Annotated in this window: 18 protein-coding genes; 14 read left to right on the forward strand and 4 right to left on the reverse strand. The window is 67.3% G+C overall.

The annotated features are described in order from the left end of the window. Positions 1 to 5 precede the first annotated feature (5 nt). From GV161_RS12860 to GV161_RS12900, 9 genes are all read left to right on the forward strand, one after another. The gene (locus GV161_RS12860; RefSeq protein ID WP_152015893.1) at positions 6 to 1,307 is read left to right on the forward strand and encodes an FAD-binding oxidoreductase; all 1,302 of its coding nucleotides are present in this window, start codon (positions 6 to 8) and stop codon (positions 1,305 to 1,307) included. A 31-nt stretch (positions 1,308 to 1,338) separates the two neighbouring features. Beyond that, entirely contained in the window at positions 1,339 to 2,883 is a 1,545-nt protein-coding gene (locus GV161_RS12865) for an FGGY-family carbohydrate kinase (protein ID WP_152015892.1), read from the forward strand. A gap of 121 nt (positions 2,884 to 3,004) precedes the next feature. Then, positions 3,005 to 3,784 carry an SDR family NAD(P)-dependent oxidoreductase gene (locus GV161_RS12870; RefSeq protein WP_159650245.1) on the forward strand — a complete coding sequence of 260 codons (780 nt, stop codon included), beginning with the start codon at positions 3,005 to 3,007 and terminating at the stop codon, positions 3,782 to 3,784. A 2-nt stretch (positions 3,785 to 3,786) separates the two neighbouring features. Beyond that, positions 3,787 to 4,728 (forward strand): ABC transporter permease, encoded by a 942-nt coding sequence (locus GV161_RS12875; protein WP_152015890.1) that lies wholly within the window; start codon positions 3,787 to 3,789, stop codon positions 4,726 to 4,728. A gap of 33 nt (positions 4,729 to 4,761) precedes the next feature. Further along, positions 4,762 to 5,703 carry a sugar ABC transporter substrate-binding protein gene (locus tag GV161_RS12880; RefSeq protein ID WP_152015889.1) on the forward strand — a complete coding sequence of 314 codons (942 nt, stop codon included), beginning with the start codon at positions 4,762 to 4,764 and terminating at the stop codon, positions 5,701 to 5,703. A 139-nt stretch (positions 5,704 to 5,842) separates the two neighbouring features. Continuing rightward, complete coding sequence (locus GV161_RS12885; protein WP_152015888.1) at positions 5,843 to 6,604, forward strand: ATP-binding cassette domain-containing protein; 762 nt, start codon at positions 5,843 to 5,845, stop codon at positions 6,602 to 6,604. A gap of 1 nt (position 6,605) precedes the next feature. Further along, the gene (locus GV161_RS12890) at positions 6,606 to 7,535 is read left to right on the forward strand and encodes a nucleoside hydrolase (protein WP_152015887.1); all 930 of its coding nucleotides are present in this window, start codon (positions 6,606 to 6,608) and stop codon (positions 7,533 to 7,535) included. A gap of 69 nt (positions 7,536 to 7,604) precedes the next feature. Then, positions 7,605 to 8,126 carry a hypothetical protein gene (locus GV161_RS12895; RefSeq protein WP_159650246.1) on the forward strand — a complete coding sequence of 174 codons (522 nt, stop codon included), beginning with the start codon at positions 7,605 to 7,607 and terminating at the stop codon, positions 8,124 to 8,126. Positions 8,127 to 8,136: 10 nt separating this feature from the next. Then, on the forward strand, positions 8,137 to 8,985 hold the full coding sequence (locus GV161_RS12900) for a GNAT family N-acetyltransferase (RefSeq protein ID WP_159650247.1): 849 nt from the start codon (positions 8,137 to 8,139) through the stop codon (positions 8,983 to 8,985). Here GV161_RS12900 and GV161_RS12905 read toward each other — a convergent pair. After that, positions 8,966 to 9,859, reverse strand: a complete 894-nt coding sequence (locus GV161_RS12905) for a nickel/cobalt efflux transporter (protein ID WP_152015885.1) — start codon at positions 9,857 to 9,859, stop codon at positions 8,966 to 8,968. The two genes, GV161_RS12900 and GV161_RS12905, sit on opposite strands and share 20 nt — an antisense overlap. A 215-nt stretch (positions 9,860 to 10,074) precedes the next feature. Here GV161_RS12905 and GV161_RS12910 point away from each other — a divergent pair, with 215 nt between their 5' ends. The 3 genes from GV161_RS12910 to GV161_RS12920 all read left to right on the forward strand — a co-directional run bounded on the left by GV161_RS12910 (position 10,075) and on the right by GV161_RS12920 (position 12,625). Beyond that, positions 10,075 to 10,365: a metal-sensing transcriptional repressor gene (locus tag GV161_RS12910; protein ID WP_152015884.1), complete on the forward strand. Its 291-nt coding sequence runs from the start codon at positions 10,075 to 10,077 to the stop codon at positions 10,363 to 10,365. A 108-nt stretch (positions 10,366 to 10,473) separates the two neighbouring features. Beyond that, complete coding sequence (locus GV161_RS12915; protein WP_152015883.1) at positions 10,474 to 11,241, forward strand: SDR family oxidoreductase; 768 nt, start codon at positions 10,474 to 10,476, stop codon at positions 11,239 to 11,241. Between the two features lie 136 nt (positions 11,242 to 11,377). Then, positions 11,378 to 12,625 (forward strand): alpha/beta hydrolase, encoded by a 1,248-nt coding sequence (locus GV161_RS12920; RefSeq protein ID WP_244624205.1) that lies wholly within the window; start codon positions 11,378 to 11,380, stop codon positions 12,623 to 12,625. Between the two features lie 9 nt (positions 12,626 to 12,634). Here the strand turns inward: GV161_RS12920 and GV161_RS12925 are convergent, their stop codons facing one another. From GV161_RS12925 to exbB, 3 genes are read right to left on the reverse strand one after another with little or no spacing between them, the layout of a single operon-like run. Continuing rightward, positions 12,635 to 13,501 (reverse strand): TonB family protein, encoded by an 867-nt coding sequence (locus tag GV161_RS12925; protein ID WP_152015882.1) that lies wholly within the window; start codon positions 13,499 to 13,501, stop codon positions 12,635 to 12,637. Continuing rightward, positions 13,498 to 13,950: a TonB system transport protein ExbD gene (gene exbD / locus GV161_RS12930; RefSeq protein WP_152015881.1), complete on the reverse strand. Its 453-nt coding sequence runs from the start codon at positions 13,948 to 13,950 to the stop codon at positions 13,498 to 13,500. Before exbD ends, GV161_RS12925 begins: the two co-directional genes overlap by 4 nt. A gap of 3 nt (positions 13,951 to 13,953) precedes the next feature. Then, a complete protein-coding gene (exbB, locus tag GV161_RS12935; protein WP_159741830.1) occupies positions 13,954 to 14,796 on the reverse strand; it encodes a tonB-system energizer ExbB in 843 nt (280 codons plus the stop codon). A gap of 668 nt (positions 14,797 to 15,464) precedes the next feature. Here exbB and GV161_RS12940 point away from each other — a divergent pair. Together GV161_RS12940 and GV161_RS12945 are read left to right on the forward strand one after the other, a co-directional pair. Continuing rightward, positions 15,465 to 15,752 (forward strand): hypothetical protein, encoded by a 288-nt coding sequence (locus GV161_RS12940; protein ID WP_152016320.1) that lies wholly within the window; start codon positions 15,465 to 15,467, stop codon positions 15,750 to 15,752. 50 nt (positions 15,753 to 15,802) lie between these two features. Then, positions 15,803 to 16,366, forward strand: a complete 564-nt coding sequence (locus tag GV161_RS12945) for a hypothetical protein (RefSeq protein ID WP_152016321.1) — start codon at positions 15,803 to 15,805, stop codon at positions 16,364 to 16,366. Positions 16,367 to 16,425: the final 59 nt, after the last annotated feature.

Consider the following 16,425-nt stretch of genomic DNA (forward strand, 5'->3'; position numbering starts at 1 on the left):
TCGAGATGGCAGAGCCTTTCCCGCTGCAGCCCGCGCTCTGGCACGCGACCGCTCCGGCCGCGCCGCTGACACCGCCGCTCGATGCGGATGCTCGGGCCGATGTCTGCATCGTCGGTGCCGGCTATGCCGGCCTCTCGACCGCGCTGCATCTCGCCGAGGCCGGCGTCTCGGTCGTCGTGCTGGAAGCGCGCGAACCGGGCTGGGGCGCGTCGGGCCGCAATGGCGGTCAGGTCATCCCCGGCATCAAATATGATCCCAGCGAGATCGTCTCCAAATTCGGGGCCGAAGCGGGCGCTGCGCTGGTCTCCTTCGTCGGCTCGACCGCCGATCTCGTCTTCGGGCTGATCGAGAAGCACGGCATGGACGTGCCGTATCGCCGCGCCGGCTGGATCCAGGGCGCCCATACGCCCGCCATGGTCGAGACGGTCAAGCGCCGGGCCGAGCAGTGGACGATGCGCGGCGTCGCGGCCCGCTTCCTCGATGCCGATGACGTCGGCCGCCTCCTCGGCACGGACCGCTATCTCGGTGGCTGGCTCGACCCGCGCGGCGGCGGCGTCCAGCCGCTCGCCTATGCCCGCGGCATTGCCCGCGCCGCGCAGAAGGCGGGCGCTGTGATCCACGGCCAGAGCCCGGTGACCGGCCTTCGTCGCGATGGCGGCAACTGGGTCGTGCGCACCGCCCAGGGGGGCAGCGTCACCGCACCGCGCGTGGTGATCGCGACCAACGGCTATACCGGCGACCTGATCCCGAAGCTGCGCCAGACGGTGATCCGGCCGAACTCCTTCATCGTCGCGACCGAGCCGCTCTCCGACAATCTCGCCGGCACGATCCTGCCGGAGGGGCAGGTCACCTCCGACACCCGCCAGTTGTTGCTCTATTTCCGCAAGGACCACACCAATCGCCTGCTGATGGGTGGGCGCGGGCCCTTCCGCGAGCCGCAGGGCGTCGCCGACTGGGCCCATCTCGAGCGGGTCGTCGGCAAGATGTACCCGCAGGCGAAGGGGCTGCGCTTCGAGTATCGCTGGTGCGGCCGCGTCGCGCTCACCCGCGATTTCCTGCCGCATCTGCACGAGCCGGAACCCGGCCTGCTTGTCGACATCGGCTGCATGGGCCGCGGCGTCGGCCTGCAGACCGCGATGGGCAGAGCGATGGCGCAGTATATCTCGACCGGCGACAGAGCGAGCCTGCCTTTCCCGGTGACGTCGATCACGCCGCTGCCGCTGCACGCGCTGAACGAGCTCTATGTCTCCGCCATCATCGCCTGGTACCGCCTGACCGATGGCGGCATGAAGGACCGCGCCGCTTGACCGGCGCCTGTTCCTGACGCACGGCGAGGGCATGAGCATCGTCCTCGCCTGCGATCTCGGCGGCACCTCCTTCCGCGCTGCCCTTGTCGATGACACCGGCGCCATCCGCGCCCAGCACGCCATTGCCGGGCCGGTGAGCCGTGACGATCGCTTGGGTGCTTCCGAGATCGAGCCGGATGCCTGGTGGACCCTGCTGGTCGAGGCTTGTGCCAGACTGGCAGCCGAGGCACCGGCACTGTTCGATGCAATCGAGGCCGTCGCGATCTGCGGCGTCACCCGCACGCAAGTTTTCCTCGGCGGGGATGGCCGGTCGCTGCGCCCGACGATGACCTGGAAGGATACGCGTGCCGACGCGCTCGCGGTGCGTCTGCGCGAGCGGCTCGATCCTGCCCATCCCGAGAACGCCGCGGTGAATGCCTTCCATCCACTCGCCCGCCTCGCCTGGCTGCGCGAGCAAGAGCAGGAGGCTTTTGGCAAGCTCGCCTGCCTGCTCGAGCCGAAGGACTATCTGAATTTCCGCCTGACTGGCCGACGGGCCAGCGATCCCGTCTCGATGGCGCGCTTGCTGGCTGCGGCCGCCTCGCATGACGGCCGCGGTCTGCTGGCGGCAGCCGGCATTCCCGCTTCGATCCTGCCGGAGATGCTGGAGCCTTGGGATGAGGTTGCCCCGGTCGAGTCCGGCCTGCCTGCGCCGCTTGGTCGCCTCGCCGGCAAACCGGTGTTCTGCGCCTCTAACGATACCTGGGCGGCGGTTGTCGGCCTCGGCGCGATGCGCGAGGGTTTCGCCTACAACATTTCCGGCACCACCGAGGTGCTCGGTGTGGTCGGCCGCGAACCGGCACGGGCGGAAGGCCTGCTCACCGTCGATTGGCGCGGCCTGTTCCAGCTCGGCGGCCCCAGCCAGACCGGCGCTGACACCGTCTCCTGGCTGCTGGCGCTGCTCGGGCGCGATGGGGCGGCGGTGGGGCAGGAGATCGATGCCCTGCTTTCGCGGCAACGCGACTCGCAGCCGCTGCTCTTCCTGCCCTATCTCCAGGGCGAGCGCGTGCCCTATTGGGACCCGTCCTTGCGTGGTGCCCTCATCGGCCTGAACCGTCGGCATGAGCCGACCGATCTCGCCTATGCCGTGCTGGAGGGCGTCGCCTGCCTCAACCGGATCGTACTGGAGCGGGCCGAAACCGCGCTCGGGCGGGAAGCGAGCGAGATCCGCTTCGGCGGCGGGGCAGCGGCCAATCCGGTCTGGAGCCAGATCAAGGCCGATCTCTGCGGCCGGCCCGTCGTCGTCGCGGCCTCCCGGGAGCCGGGCCTGCTCGGTGCGGCGATCATTGCCTTCGCGGGGCTCGGCCGTTTCGCCTCCCTTGCCGACGCGCAGCAGGCGCTCGTCACCGTTGCCCGCCGCTTCGAGCCCGATCCCGCGCGCAAACCGGTCTATGACGTGCTCTTCTCCTTGTTTCGCCGGGCCGAGGCTGCGCTGGCGCCGATCTCGCGCGATCTCGTCGCTGGCGCTCATGAGAGCGGGGCGCTTGCCGATCTCGCGCGCCATGCGTCTGCGGCCACGAGCCTGCACGCCGATTGACGTTGCGGCTGAGGAGCTTGCGCCTTACCCAGATGGAACCAATCTCCAGAGAGAGGTCCATGCCGCGTCCCTGTCGCGCTGTAGCGTTTCGTTTCTCTCCGGTCGTCGGCAGGGCCGGCTGATGCCGAAGCCCGTCACCCTCATCACCGGTGCTTCCGGCGGCATCGGCGGCGCGCTCGCGATGACGCTGGCCCCGGCGCATAGGCTCGTTCTCTCCGGGCTGGAGGGAGGCCCGCTGCTCGAACTCGCGGACCGCTTGCAAGCTGATGGTGCCGATGTCGCCGCCATGACCGGCGATGTCCGCGACCGCGACCTTGCCGGCGCGCTGGTCGAGCTGGCCGTGGAGCGCTTCGGTCGCCTCGACAATCTGGTCACAGGTGCCGGGGCTTCGCGCCCGGTGCCGATGGTCGAGATGGAGGACGAGGAGTGGGACAAGCTCGTCGACATCAACCTCTCGGCTGTCTTCCGCGTCTCCAAGGCCGCCGCCAGGCGGATGATCGAGCAAAGCGAGGGCGGCGCCATCGTCCACATTTCCTCGATCGCCCATAGCAATGGCGGGGCGAACCTCGCCTATGGCTCGGCGAAGGGTGGCGTCGCGACGCTGACCTATGGCATGGCCCAGCAGCTCGGGCGTCATGCCATCCGCGTCAACGCGGTCGCGCCGGGGATCATCGACACGCCGATGGTGCGTGGCGGCTTCGCCAGTCAGTTCAACGCGCTGGTCGAGGGCGCCTCGCTGCGCACTCCGCTCGGTCGCCTCGGCCGTCCCGAGGATGTCGCGGGGGTCATCGCCTTCCTGCTCTCGCCGGCTGCCGCCTTCGTCACCGGCGCGCTGCTCCCGGTCACCGGCGGCATCGAGATCCTCTCGCCGATCTCGGCGATCGCCAAGGGAACTGCCTGACGATGCGCGAGATCATCGGCCGCTACGGCACCGCGCTCGCCGGCCTCGTCCTGATCGCCTTCTTCGTCGCCTTCGCGCCGAATTTCGCGACGACGATGAACATCGTCAACGTGCTGAAGGATACCAGCTTTCTCGCCATCCTGGCGCTCGGCTTCACGCTCGCCCTGATCGTCTCCGAGCTTGACCTCTCGATCGCCGAGGTCGCGAGCCTGTCGGCCGTCGTCACCGGCTGGCTGATCCAGGGCCAGCAGCACCCGGCGCTCGCTGTCACTGCAGGGCTGCTGGTCGGCCTCCTCTGCGGCGCGGCCAATGGTTATGGCGTCACGGTGCTGCGCGTGCCTTCGCTGATCATGACGCTCGGCACGGCCGCGATAGCGCGGGGCTTCGCGTTCATGATCACGCAGGGCGTCGCCTTCGTCGGGCGCTGGCCGGTCTCGTTCACCGGGCTTGCGCGTGGCACGAGCTTCGACATCCCCAATCTCGTGCTCTGGCTCACCGCCGTCACGCTCGTGACCTATGGCCTGATCAAATGGACCCGCACCGGCGCCCATATGGTCGCGACCGGCGAGGCCGACGAGGCGGCTCGGCTCTCCGGCATCGCCACCAGCAGGATGAAGCGCATCGGCCTGTTGCTGACCGGGCTCTGTGCCGGCATCGCCGCCGTGCTGCTCGCCGCCAACCTGTCCTCGGCAGCGCCGAACATGGCGGGCGACTACCTGCTCTATGCCATCGCTGCCGTGCTGCTGGGGATGACCATGTTCGAGCCCGGCAAGCCCAATATCCCCGGCACCGTCTTCGCCGCGCTGGTCCTGAAGGTGCTTGGCAACGGCTTGGTGCTGATGGGCGCAGCCTATTACGTTCAGGACATCGTTCTCGGCGTCATCATCATCGGCTCGGTCGCCTTCTCGGCCAGCGCGTTGAAGAAGGCGGCGTTCAAGGTCTGACAGTTCACAACGACAACGAGGGGAGAGGTCGTCATGGTCGGTTTGAGGAAGGTTCTGCTGGCGGCCGCCGCCGTCGTCGCGATGGCTCAGGGGGCGCAGGCCTTCGAGCTCGGCGTCATCGGCTTCCAGTTCTCGTCAGAGACGCATGCCCGCGTCGCCAACGCCGCCGCCGCGGCGGCCAAGGCCAAAGGCTGGAACGTAACGCTGCTGAACTCGGAAGGGGCGCTGCCCAAGCATGCCGAGCAGTTCGACGCGCTGATCGCCAAGAAGGTCGATGCGATCATCATCGCCATGGGCAAGCCGGTCGAGGCCGACGCCCAGTTCAAGGCTGCCAAGGACGCCAAGATCCCGGTGATCACCGTGCAGTCGGGTGCGAGCCCGCACGCGCTCTTCGACATCCAGACCAATGAGTACAAGGTCGGCGCCGAGGCCGCGCTCTATCTGCTCGGCCAGCTCGGCTATCAGGGCAATATCGTCACCGCCCGCTTCGACCTCAACGTCGCCTCGCGTATCCGCGGCAAGCTGCTCGACAATGTGCTCTCCGAGAACCAGGCGGTGAAGGAGCTCGGCAAGTTCTCGATGGCCCGCACCCAGAGCTGGCGCGACGATGTCCGCGCCGGCATGCAGGCGCTGCTGCTGCAGAACCAGGGCAAGATCAACGGCATCTGGGCCTCGTTCGACGGCCAGGCCTACATCATCGACGACCTGCTGCAGGCTCAGGGTGTGAAGAAGGGTCAGATCCCGCTGGTCTCGGTCGATGGCGGCAAGGAGACCTATGCCCGTATCGCCGACCCGGCCTCGACCTTCACCGCCACCGTCTCGATCCCGTTCGAGGAGATGGGCAAGCAGGCGGTCGACGCGATCCAGACGATCGTCGTTGACAAGAAGCCGAAGGAGACGATCACCTCCGGTCCCTATCTCTTCACCGATGCCGTGCTGGTCGACAAGAATAACGTCCAGCAGTTCCTGAAGTGAGGGGCGAACCGGCCACCGTTGCGTCATGGTCGGGCTTGTCCCGACCATCCACGTCTTCGTTGGTCGAAGGCCGTGTTCAAGACGTGGATGCTCGCCACAAGGGCGAGCATGACGGGCAGTGCTTCCGGAGCCAGCTGCGATGACCGCCACACCCCTCCTGTCGCTCCGCGGCATCGGCAAGGCTTACGGCCCGGTCGTGGCGGTGCGCGAGGTCGATCTCGACATTTATTCCGGCGAAGTCGTCGCCATCTGTGGTGACAACGGCGCCGGCAAGTCGAGCCTGATCAAGGTGATTTCCGGCGCCGAGGAGGCGACCTCGGGCACGCTTCAGATGCGCGGCAAGGAGGTCATCTTCGCCTCGCCGCATGATGCGCTCAGCCATGGCGTCGCGACGATTTACCAGGATCTAGCCCTAGCTCCGCGGCTCTCGATCGCTCAGAACGTCTTCATGGGCTCGGAGCTGACGCGACCGTTGCTGCTGCCCTTCCTGCGCGTGCTCGACAAGAAGCGGATGGCGCTGGAGGCGCGCGGCTTCCTCAAGCAGCTCTCGGTGACGGTCGAGGACATGGACCGGCCGGTCGAGCGGCTCTCGGGTGGCCAGCGCCAGGCGGTGGCGATCTCGCGGGCGCTGCGCTGGAAGGCCGAGATCATCATCATGGACGAGCCGACGGCGGCGCTTGGCGTCAAGGAGACCGCTCTCGTGCTCGACCTGATCCGTAAGCTCAAGGCCGACGGCAGGACGGTGCTGCTGATCAGCCACAATATGCGCGACGTGGTCGCGCTCGCCGATCGCGTCGTCATCATGGGCGCCGGCCGCAAATACGTCGACCAGCCGCTCGGCGATCTCAGCGCCGACGATCTCAGCCACATGATCATGGCCGGCAACGCCAGGGCGGCCTGAGATGACCAGCGAAACCATCGTCATCGACACCGATCCCGGTCAGGACGACGCCGTCGCCCTGCTGCTCGCTTTCGCCAGCCCGGAACTCGACCTCAAGGCGATCACCACGGTTGCCGGCAATGTCCCGCTGGCTCTGACCACTGCCAACGCGCTGCGCATCCGCGAGCTCGCCGGACGCGAGGACGTGCCCGTCCATGCCGGCGCCGACCGGCCCTTGCTCTTCCCGCTCTCGACCGCCGAATTCGTCTGCGGGCCCGATGGCCTCGCCGGCGCCGACCTGCCGCCGGCTCGAGGTAAGCCTTCGCTTGCTCACGCGGTCGAGGCACTGATCGTCATGCTGCGTGCTGCGCCGGACGACAGCGTCACGCTCTGCCCGCTCGGGCCGCTGACCAATCTCGCACTGGCGTTCCGGCTGGCTCCGGACGTGCTGCCGAAAGTGAAACGCATCGTGCTGATGGGCGGGGCACTGGCGCTCGGCAACATCACGCCTGCGGCCGAGTTCAACGTCCATGTCGATCCGCATGCCGCCGCGATCGTCTTCGGTTGCGGCCGGCCGATCGTGATGTTCGGGCTCGGCGTCACCCATCAGGCGATCGCCTCGCACGAGCAGGTCGCGCGCCTTCTCACCTTCGGCAATGCGGCAGGCCGGGCGGTGCATGGCATGCTGACTCGTCCGCGTCCCGGCGGGCTCGGCACCGGCGGTCATCCCATGCACGACCCCTGTGTGATCGCCTTCCTGCTCTGGCCGGAACTCTTTTCGGGGCGTGACTGTTGTGTCGAGGTCGAGACCGGCGACGGCCCCTTGCGGGGCCGCACCACGATCGACTGGAACGGCCGGCTCAAACGACCGGCCAATGCCCATGTCGTCGCGAGCGTCGAGGCGGAGGCGCTGTTTCAGCGCCTGTTCGACCGGCTCGCGACGTTGCCTTGAGCGGGATGCGAAAAGTGGGAACCGGTTTTTCGCAGTAATCCCGCTCCGAAGAATTTTACGGAGGAAGCGATGGCCCATTTCGTCGAGGAGCTGCAGCTCGAGGCCGAGCGCGCAATTCTGGCGATGCAGACGGCTGCGCTCGCCGCCCGCCAGCTCCATGCCCGCGCCGAACTGATGCGTCATATGCTGACCACCGCCCGCAAGGTCGCCGGCAAGCCCAAGGCCGAGGCGGTCGAGACTGTGGTGCGCGAGTGGATGGACGCCTGGAATCTCGGCCGCCAGGACTGGCCGCATATCGCCCGCGAGATGGAGGCTTTTACCGCCGCCTTCCATGACTATGCGAACGAGCCCGGCGATGCGAACGACGCGGCGCTCCGCCGCGCCTGTGATGCGCTCGATGCGGTGCTGGCACGCGAGAGCACGTCGATCAGCGACCAGATGGCCTTCCGCTCGCAATGCGCCCATCGCTGGTGGGAGCTGGTCGTGCCGGTGCCCGCGGACCTGCGCGGCGCCGAGCCACGCCCCTCGGTGCCGGCGCTCGATGGGCAGGCGCCGTTCTGGCAGTCCGGCTGCGCCGAATTCTGCCGCTGAGGGCCGGCCGATGCAGCCGCTCCAGCTGACGCTCCGCCCGGCAGGCCTTTCCGATGCCGATGCTTGCCAAAAGCTCTCGGCCGCGATCGGCTGGCCGCATCGCCGCGAGGATTGGGAGTTCGCGCTGTCGCTCGGCCAGGGCTTCATTTTGTCGATCGAGGACGAGGTCGTCGCTGTCGGGCTCTGGTGGGGCTTTGGCGCAACCCACGCCACGCTCGGCACCATCATCGTTGCGCCGGATCGCCAGGGACAGGGCATCGGCAAGCTGCTGACCGAGCGGCTGATCGCAGCGACGGAAGGGCGCACGCTCGGCCTCGTCGCCACCCCGCAGGGCGAGCCGCTCTATGCCCGCTATGGCTTCATCGCTATCGACGAGGTTCGCCAGCATCAGGGCGACTGGCCGGAACTGGCAGCGCCTGTTCTCGCGGCGAACGAGATCATGCGCCCGGCCGCCGCATCAGACCTGCCGCTGCTGGCACAGCTCGATGGGGAGGCGACGGGCCTGCCGCGCGCGTCCGTCCTCGAGGCTCTGCTGGCGCGCGGCCATGCCATCCTGATCGAGCGCGGCGGCGCTCCGGCCGGCTTTGGCTTCCTGCGCCGGCATGGCCGCGGCTGGCTGATCGGCCCGATCGCCGCGGTCGATGACGCCGCCGCTTGCAATCTGATCGCGGCGCTGCTGGCCGCGCGCCGTGGCGATTTCGTCCGCATCGACGTGCCGGCTCGGACCGGCCTCGGTGCCTGGCTGGGCGAATGCGGCCTGCCGCTCGTCGCCTCCGGCGTGGTGATGGAGCGCGGGGCTGCGCCGGTCGCACCCGGGCCGGCGCATCGTTTTGCGCTGGTCAACCAGGCGATGGGCTGACCAGCATTGCCGCGGCATGCGGGCTTATCGCCTGCAGCCCGCTCCAGCCGTGCCAGACCGTGTAGAGCCCGACGAGGACGATCAGCGCGCCGGAAAAATATGGCACTCGCGCCGCGGCGGTCGAGAACCAGCTCGAACGCTTCTCGGCGGCACGCAGGCTGAGCGAGGCGGCGACGCCGACCGCGACCAGCGTGATCGCGAGGCCGATCGAGAAGCACAGCACGAGCACGGCGCCGAGTGCGATCTCGCGCAGCTGCATGCAGATCAGCAGCACGGTGATCGCAGCCGGACAGGGGATCAGCCCACCGGTCAGCCCGAACAGGACGATCTGTCCGGTCGTCACCGGCCGGTCGGCGAAGCGCTTGCGGATGTCCTGCGCATGGGCGCGCTGATGTGCGTCCATCGGCTCGTCGTCGGCCGTCCTGTCGTGAGCGTGGCTCTGCCCGTGGGAATGTCCGTGGCTGTGGCCATGACCGTGAGAGTGGCCGTGACTATGCTCGAGACCACGGCTGGCCGGGTGCAGCGCACGCTGCTCCGCCCATGTCCGCCATAGCATCCAGAGCGCGATCGCGATGATCATGAGGCCCGAGGCGAGCTGGAACCAGGGCTCGGTCGCCTCGGCATTGAAGTCGCGCGTCAGATAGAGGCCGCCGAGGACCACCCCCCAGACGACGAGCGTGTGCGAGAGCGTCGCGGCGAGGCCAAGCAGCAGCGCCTGCAGCACCGAGCCGCGGATGGCGACGATGAAGGCCGCCATCATCGTCTTGGAATGGCCGGGTTCGAGCCCATGCAGCGCGCCGAGCAGGATCGCGCTCGGAATGAACAGCCAGGCATGGCCGGCGCCCTGCGCCAGCAATTCGGTGAAGCTCGGCACGACATGGTGCTCCGGATCCGGAACGGGCCGGGCGCTGCCGTGCCGTCCGGCCTTGCCGGAACTGGTCGGGGGCGCCCGTCTCGTCCTCGCCCGCCCGATCATCGGGATGCGCCCGGTCTCGCGCCGGCGCCTGCCTGATCGGGTGCCGCTTGCTCAGCGGATGCGTCGACCTATAACCTCCCCGGGAGGATAGGATCAAGACGGAAGGGTAGGGAATGCAGGACGAAGAGCATGCCCGGATCCACCATCATCGGCATCCGGAGATCATCACGCGGCTGAAGCGGGCGGAGGGGCATCTGCGCTCGACCATCGAGATGGTCGCCAATGTCCGCTCCTGCCTGGAGATCGCCCAGCAATTGCAGGCTGTCGAAGGCGCGATCGCCAATGCCCGCAAGATCCTGATCCAGGAGCATATTGGCCATTGCCTGGAGGAAGCGGCTGGCAGCCTTCCGGATGAGGCGCGCGGGCTGCTCGCCGAGTTCAAGGCGATGACCAAGTTCCTTTGAACGGCCGTTCGGGAATGGCCGGGTTGCCGAAGCGGCGCTGGCGGTTCGGCGCCGGCTCGCGCAAGATCGTTCCTGAAACGATTTAAGTTGCATCCCAAGGGAGGAATGATGCTCGACGATCTCAAGGGGCTGCGTGCCCTGGTCACCGGCTCCAGCACCGGCATCGGGGCTGCCGTCGCCAAGGCCTATGCCGCCAACGGCATGCGCGTCGTGGTGCACTACAAGTCGAGCGAGGCCGAAGCGAACGCTGTGGCGGCGCAGATCAGAGCGGCGGGCGGCGAGGCGCATGTGCTGCAGGCCGATGTCGCCGACAGCGCCCAGGCGGTCGATCTCGTCAACAAGGCAGCCGACAAGCTCGGTGGGCTCGACGTGCTGGTCAACAATGCCGGAGCTCTGGTTAAGCGTACGCCGATCGCCGAGATCGAGGATGAGTTCTTCGACAGCGTCGTCGATCTGAATGTCCGCTCGGTGGTGATGGCCTCGAAGGCGGCGCTGCCCTACCTGAAGAAGTCCGGCGGCAGGGCGAGCGTGATCAACCTGAGCTCGATCGCGGCACGCAATGGCGGCGGGCCCGGCTCCTCGCTCTATGCCAGCTCGAAAGCCTTCGTGCTCAACCTGACCCGCGGCATGGCCAAGGAGTTCGTGCCCTTCGGCATCCGCGTCAACGGCGTTTCGCCCGGCGTGATCATGACGCCGTTCCACGAGCGCTATTCGACGGCCGAGCAGATCGAGGCGATGCGCAAGACCGTGCCGATGGAGCGTGTCGGCACGCCGCAGGACAATGTCGGCGTCTTCCTCTTCCTCGCCAGTCCGGCGATGAGCGGCTACATCACCGGCCAGACCATCGAGGTCAATGGCGGCCAGTACATGGTCTGATCGTCACTGTGGCTTCGGCGTCCTTGACGTCACGGGTGGCGCGCCAGCATGGTCTGGGCGCCGCTCTGAAGCTGGGTAGTCGATGATGCCGATCCGCCGCAAGGACCTGCCGATGCCGGCCGCCGGGCGGGTCTTCATGGCTGCAGCCGCGACAGTTTTCCTCGCCGGCTGCGCCGGCGACGTGAAGGGCGTGCTGACACCGGTCGCCTCGACCGTGCCCGGCACCAGCAAGGTCACCATGCTGGTTGCGACCACGCGCGCGGCCGATCCGGATGCCGGGGTGTTGTTCTCCGGCGAACGCGGCAAGCCGTCTTATGTCGAGATGACGATCTCGCTGCCGCCCGACAGTCGCCGCAAGGTCGGTGAAGTGCAGTGGCCGAGCCGGCTGCCTGGCAATCCCGAGACCGATTTCGTCACCCTCAAGGTCGACAAGCTCGACGCCAGGACCGGCCTGGCGCGCCTGCACGAGCGTGTCTCGCGCGTGCCGAAGCGCCGGGTGATGGTCTTCGTCCACGGCTTCAACAACCGCTTCGAGGATGCAGTCTACCGCTTCGCCCAGATCGTCCACGATTCCGACGCTGATGTCGTGCCGGTGCTGTTCACCTGGCCTTCGCGCGGCTCGCTCTTTGCCTATGGCTATGATCGCGAGAGCGCGACCTATTCGCGTAACGCGCTCGAGAGCCTGCTGCAGAACCTCGCACGAGATCCGGCCGTCGGCGAGGTCTCGCTGCTCGCCCACTCCATGGGCAACTGGGTCGCGCTGGAATCACTGACACAGATGGCTGTGCGCAATCGCGGCATTCCGCCGAAGATCGCCAATGTCATGCTCGCCTCGCCCGATGTCGATGCCGACGTCTTCCGCACGCAGATCGCGGAAATGACGGGGCGGCGGCCAAAATTCACCCTCTTCGTCTCGCAGGACGATCGCGCGCTCGCGGTCTCGCGTCGGGTCTGGGGTGGCAAGGATCGCCTCGGCGCCGTCGACCCCGATGTCGAGCCCTACAAGACCGAGTTCGAGCAGGACAAGATCACGGTCCTGAACCTGACCAAGCTGCGCACCGGCGACAAGCTCAACCACGGCAAGTTCGCCGAGAGCCCGGAAGTGGTGAAGCTGATCGGCACGCGCCTCGTCGACGGCCAGCCCATCACCGATTCCCGCATCGGGCTCGGCGACCGGCTGATCGAGGTGACCGGCAGTGCGGCCGCGGCGGTCGGTACCGCCGCCGGCATCGTCGTCTCCGCCCCGGTCGCGGTGATCGATTCACAGGCTCGTCGCAATCTCGGCGACAGGTTCGAGCATCTCGGGAACAATATTCAGGACACCGGTGCGGCGGTGGGTGATACCGTGACCACGCCCATCCAGAATCCAGGCGCCCTGCGCTGAGCCGAAGCCTTACCGGTTGAAGCGCACCGGCACCGAGAGCGAGATCGCCCCGCCACCACCGACGCCCGCAGGCGGAGCCGGAACCGGGCTGGCGCGGCGGATCATCGCCGCCGCCTCGGCATCCAGTGCGGAATCGCCGGAAGAGCCGACGACGCGCGAGGACAAAACATTACCGCTGCGGTCGATCGCGAAGGCGACCTGGACCGTGCCGGGGCTCGCGCCGCCCGGGAAGCGCTTGTAGCGGTTGAGATGGGCGATCAGCGAGCCGCGCCATGACGCCGTCGAGACCGTCGGCTGGCTGGCGGTGCCTTGAGCGGCGCTGCTCGGGGCGGCGGCGCGCTGCTCGGAGGGCTTCGGTGCCACCGCCTCCTTGGCCCGCTGCTCGACCGGCTTGCGCTCGACGACCTTGGGCTTCGGCTTCGGCTTTTCCTTCTTCTCGACGATCTTGGGCTTAGGCTCGGGCTTCTTCTCCACCGGCTTCAGTTCGGGCGGAGGCGGCAGCAGCACGGCGTCGAGCTTCGGGATCTGCGGCAGCTCCGGCAGCTTGATCTCCGGTTGCTCGACCGGCGTCGGCTCGGGGAGCGGCTCCGGTTCGGGCTCCGGGGGCGGCGTCTCCTTGACCGGCTCGGGCGGCGGCGGTTCCGGCTCGGCTCGCTGTTCCGCGACCGGCAGGTCCTCCGGCGGTGCCTCGGGCGCGACCGACAGCGCGGCGAGCTCGATCATCACTGCCGGTTCGGGAGCGCCGGCTGCCGCTTCCGTCGGGCGCCAGTTCACCCCGACCCAGGCTGCGCCGCCATGGACCGCGGCGACAGTCAGCGCCGCAGCGCCCCAGCGCAGCGCGGCGAGCCAGCGGCGATCCGGCGCGGAGACTATCATGGCTTGCCCGCCCCTGGCGCAGCGGCCTGACCGGTATCCTCCAGCCCGACCAGCGCGATCTTGAGATAGCCCGCCTGGCGCAGCCGGTTCATGACCTCCATCAGCTCGCGATAGGCCACTGCCCCGTCGGCGCGCAGGAAAACGCGCTGCTCGCGGTCATTGTTGGTCTGGCGGTCGAGCGTGGCCTGCAGCAGTTCGCGCGGCACGGTGTCATTGCCAAGCGCGAGCGAGAGGTCCTGCTTCACGGTCAGGAACACCGGCTTGTCGGGCCGCGGTTGCGGCTGGGCGTTCGAGACCGGCAGGTCAACCGCGACGTCGACGGTCGAGAGCGGGGCTGCGACCATGAAGATGATCAGCAGCACCAGGATCACGTCGATGAACGGCGTGACGTTGATCTCGCTGACCTCGCCGAGATCGCCGTCTTGGGACTCCTTGAGCGAAACCGCCATGGCTCACTCCGCCGGGACGCGCGGCATGGCGGCCGGCTGGGGTGAAACCGCATGCAGATTGGCGCGGACCTGCTGCGTCGCCAGCCGGCGCGCCCGCTCGAGATCGCGCGAGAGATGGCGCAGAACTTCGCCCGAGGCGTCCGCGAGGGTGGCGCGGTAGCCGGAAATGGCGCGGGCGAAGACATTGTAGATGATCACGGCGGGAATAGCCGCGACGAGACCGATCGCAGTCGCCAGCAATGCCTCGGCGATGCCGGGGGCGACGACGGCGAGATTGGTCGTCTTCGACTGGCTGATGCCAATGAAGGAATTCATGATGCCCCAGACCGTGCCGAACAGGCCGACAAAGGGGGCGGTCGAGCCGATGGTGGCGAGCAGGCCGGCGCCGCGCGCCATCGAGCGGCCGGCCCTCGCCTCGATCCGCGACAGCGCGATCGCGGCACGCTCCTTGATGCCGTCCTCGCCGAGATCGTCGGAGCGCTGGCGCTCGCTCTGGGCGGCGCCGACCAGCTCCGCGACCGTGCCCCGCGCCTGACCCTTGCGGCCGGCGATCGCGCGCGCGGCTTCGTCGAGGCTGATAGCCTCTTCTAGTCGGCGCACCGCCCGCTGTGCGCGCGTCTTGGCGGCGGCGAGCTCGAGCGCCTTGGCCAGCCAGATCGTCCAGGTCACCAGCGAGGCGAAGGCAAGGCCGAGCATCACCGCCTTCACGACGATGTCGGCGGCCATGAACATGCCCCAGGGCGACAGGTCGTGCGGCAGCGTGGCCTGCCCTGCGACGGGGACAGGGGCCGGGTCAAGCCGGGCGCGGTCCGCGGCGGTAACCGTGATGATGATCCCTGGACGCATCGCCCAGACTCGCACGCCTACAGGCCCAGCGGAATCCCTATCGGGACTCTTCCGTCAACCTCAATCCACTAGCTAGGCTGCAAACGCGATATGATCCAGCGACTCAACATTTGGGCCAAAAGAATAAGACGGGACGTCCATTCAAGCTATCTCGCGGCTTGCGACCCCTGCGGACCCATTGCATGTCCGAGACTTCTCGCAATCGCAGGTTAAGCCCTTTCGACGTCCGACATCAGCCCGGATTCGTTCCGAATCAACCGTCGCGTATTTCGGGCCGCGTGCCGCGTCAATAACGTTACGCGTCGCGATTTCGGGTGAGTTGACTACTTTCTCCGATTCAGCGTTTGGCTTTGCTCATGCTGAAATGGTGAGGAAGCAGATGCGCCAGCTGGCAGACCACAGCCAAAGTCAAAATCATCGCCACTGAATATACATCCTTGGACGGAGCCCGTTGCGTCATACCCAAATTTTTTGCTGCGTTTGTGCCAAGGTGGCCTTAATATTTCGCAGTTTTGTATCGTCACTGATAAATACTAAGCCGGCGATCATTTCATGAAAACGCTCATCCTGAACTGATTCAGACGCGGCCAAAACACCGCGAGCGTCTCGCCGAGGCCTCGCTTTTCGCCGGGCGCTACCATTGTGACGCCATCGCTCTCAGCGACACGGTGGTCGCGTGCTTTCCCAAGGCCGCATGCCTCGCCCGGCTGAACGCCGATGCGTCGGCTCGGCTCGGCCTGACAACCGATCTCGCCCGACAGGTGATGACGTTTCGCGCGAGCTTGACGCTGCACTACATCCGCTCCGCGCGCGAGCGGGTGCTTGCCTTCCTTATTGCGCAAGCCGGCGACGACGGCAGCACGATCGTCCTCGACGGACTGCGGCGGGAGATCGCCAGCGCGATCGGCTCTCGCCCGAGGCGCAGGCGGGAGGCAAGCCGCATCGTCCTGGCGTGATCCTGATCCGCCTCCCATCCGGGCATGGTCGCCGTGAAGGAAAGCCATCGATGAACCGCATGTCATTTTCAGCCGCATTGGTCCTGATCTCGACTGCGATAGCGCCGACCGGCATGGCGGAAGCGCAGGCTCCCAGTCCCTATGCCGGCGAGCAGACTCGCGAGATCAAAGCGCGGTCGGCCAAGGAGATCTTCGATTTGGCGCAGGGGCGAGGCATGAGCCTGGCGAAGGCGGCCGAACTCAACCGCTATCCTGGACCGATGAACGGCCTCGAACTGGCGGAATCGCTCAAGCTCTCAAAACAGCAGCGGGAGGCGCTTAAGGCGATCATGACGCGGATGAGCGCCGAGGCGAAGGCGGTCGGCGCCGAGGTTCTCGGACTCGAGCGTGAGTTGGACGCAGGCTTCGCCACGAGAATGATCGACACCCAGCGCGTAAAGGCGCTGACGGAGCGGATCGGGATCCAGAATGGAGCGCTGAGGGCGGTCCATCTCGCCGCGCATCTGGAGACAGCCACCGTGCTATTTACTGAACAGATTGTTCAATACGATCTCATGCGTGGCTATGCCGGCGCTCCAGTGAAAACGCCTTCCGGCGACCACGACAAACACTGAGTCGCCCAAGATTTGCCGCAACGATTTCGCTGCCAACTCACCAAACCCTCCTCGTCAGG

Source organism: Bosea sp. 29B, from assembly GCF_902506165.1.
GTDB lineage: Bacteria > Pseudomonadota > Alphaproteobacteria > Rhizobiales > Beijerinckiaceae > Allobosea.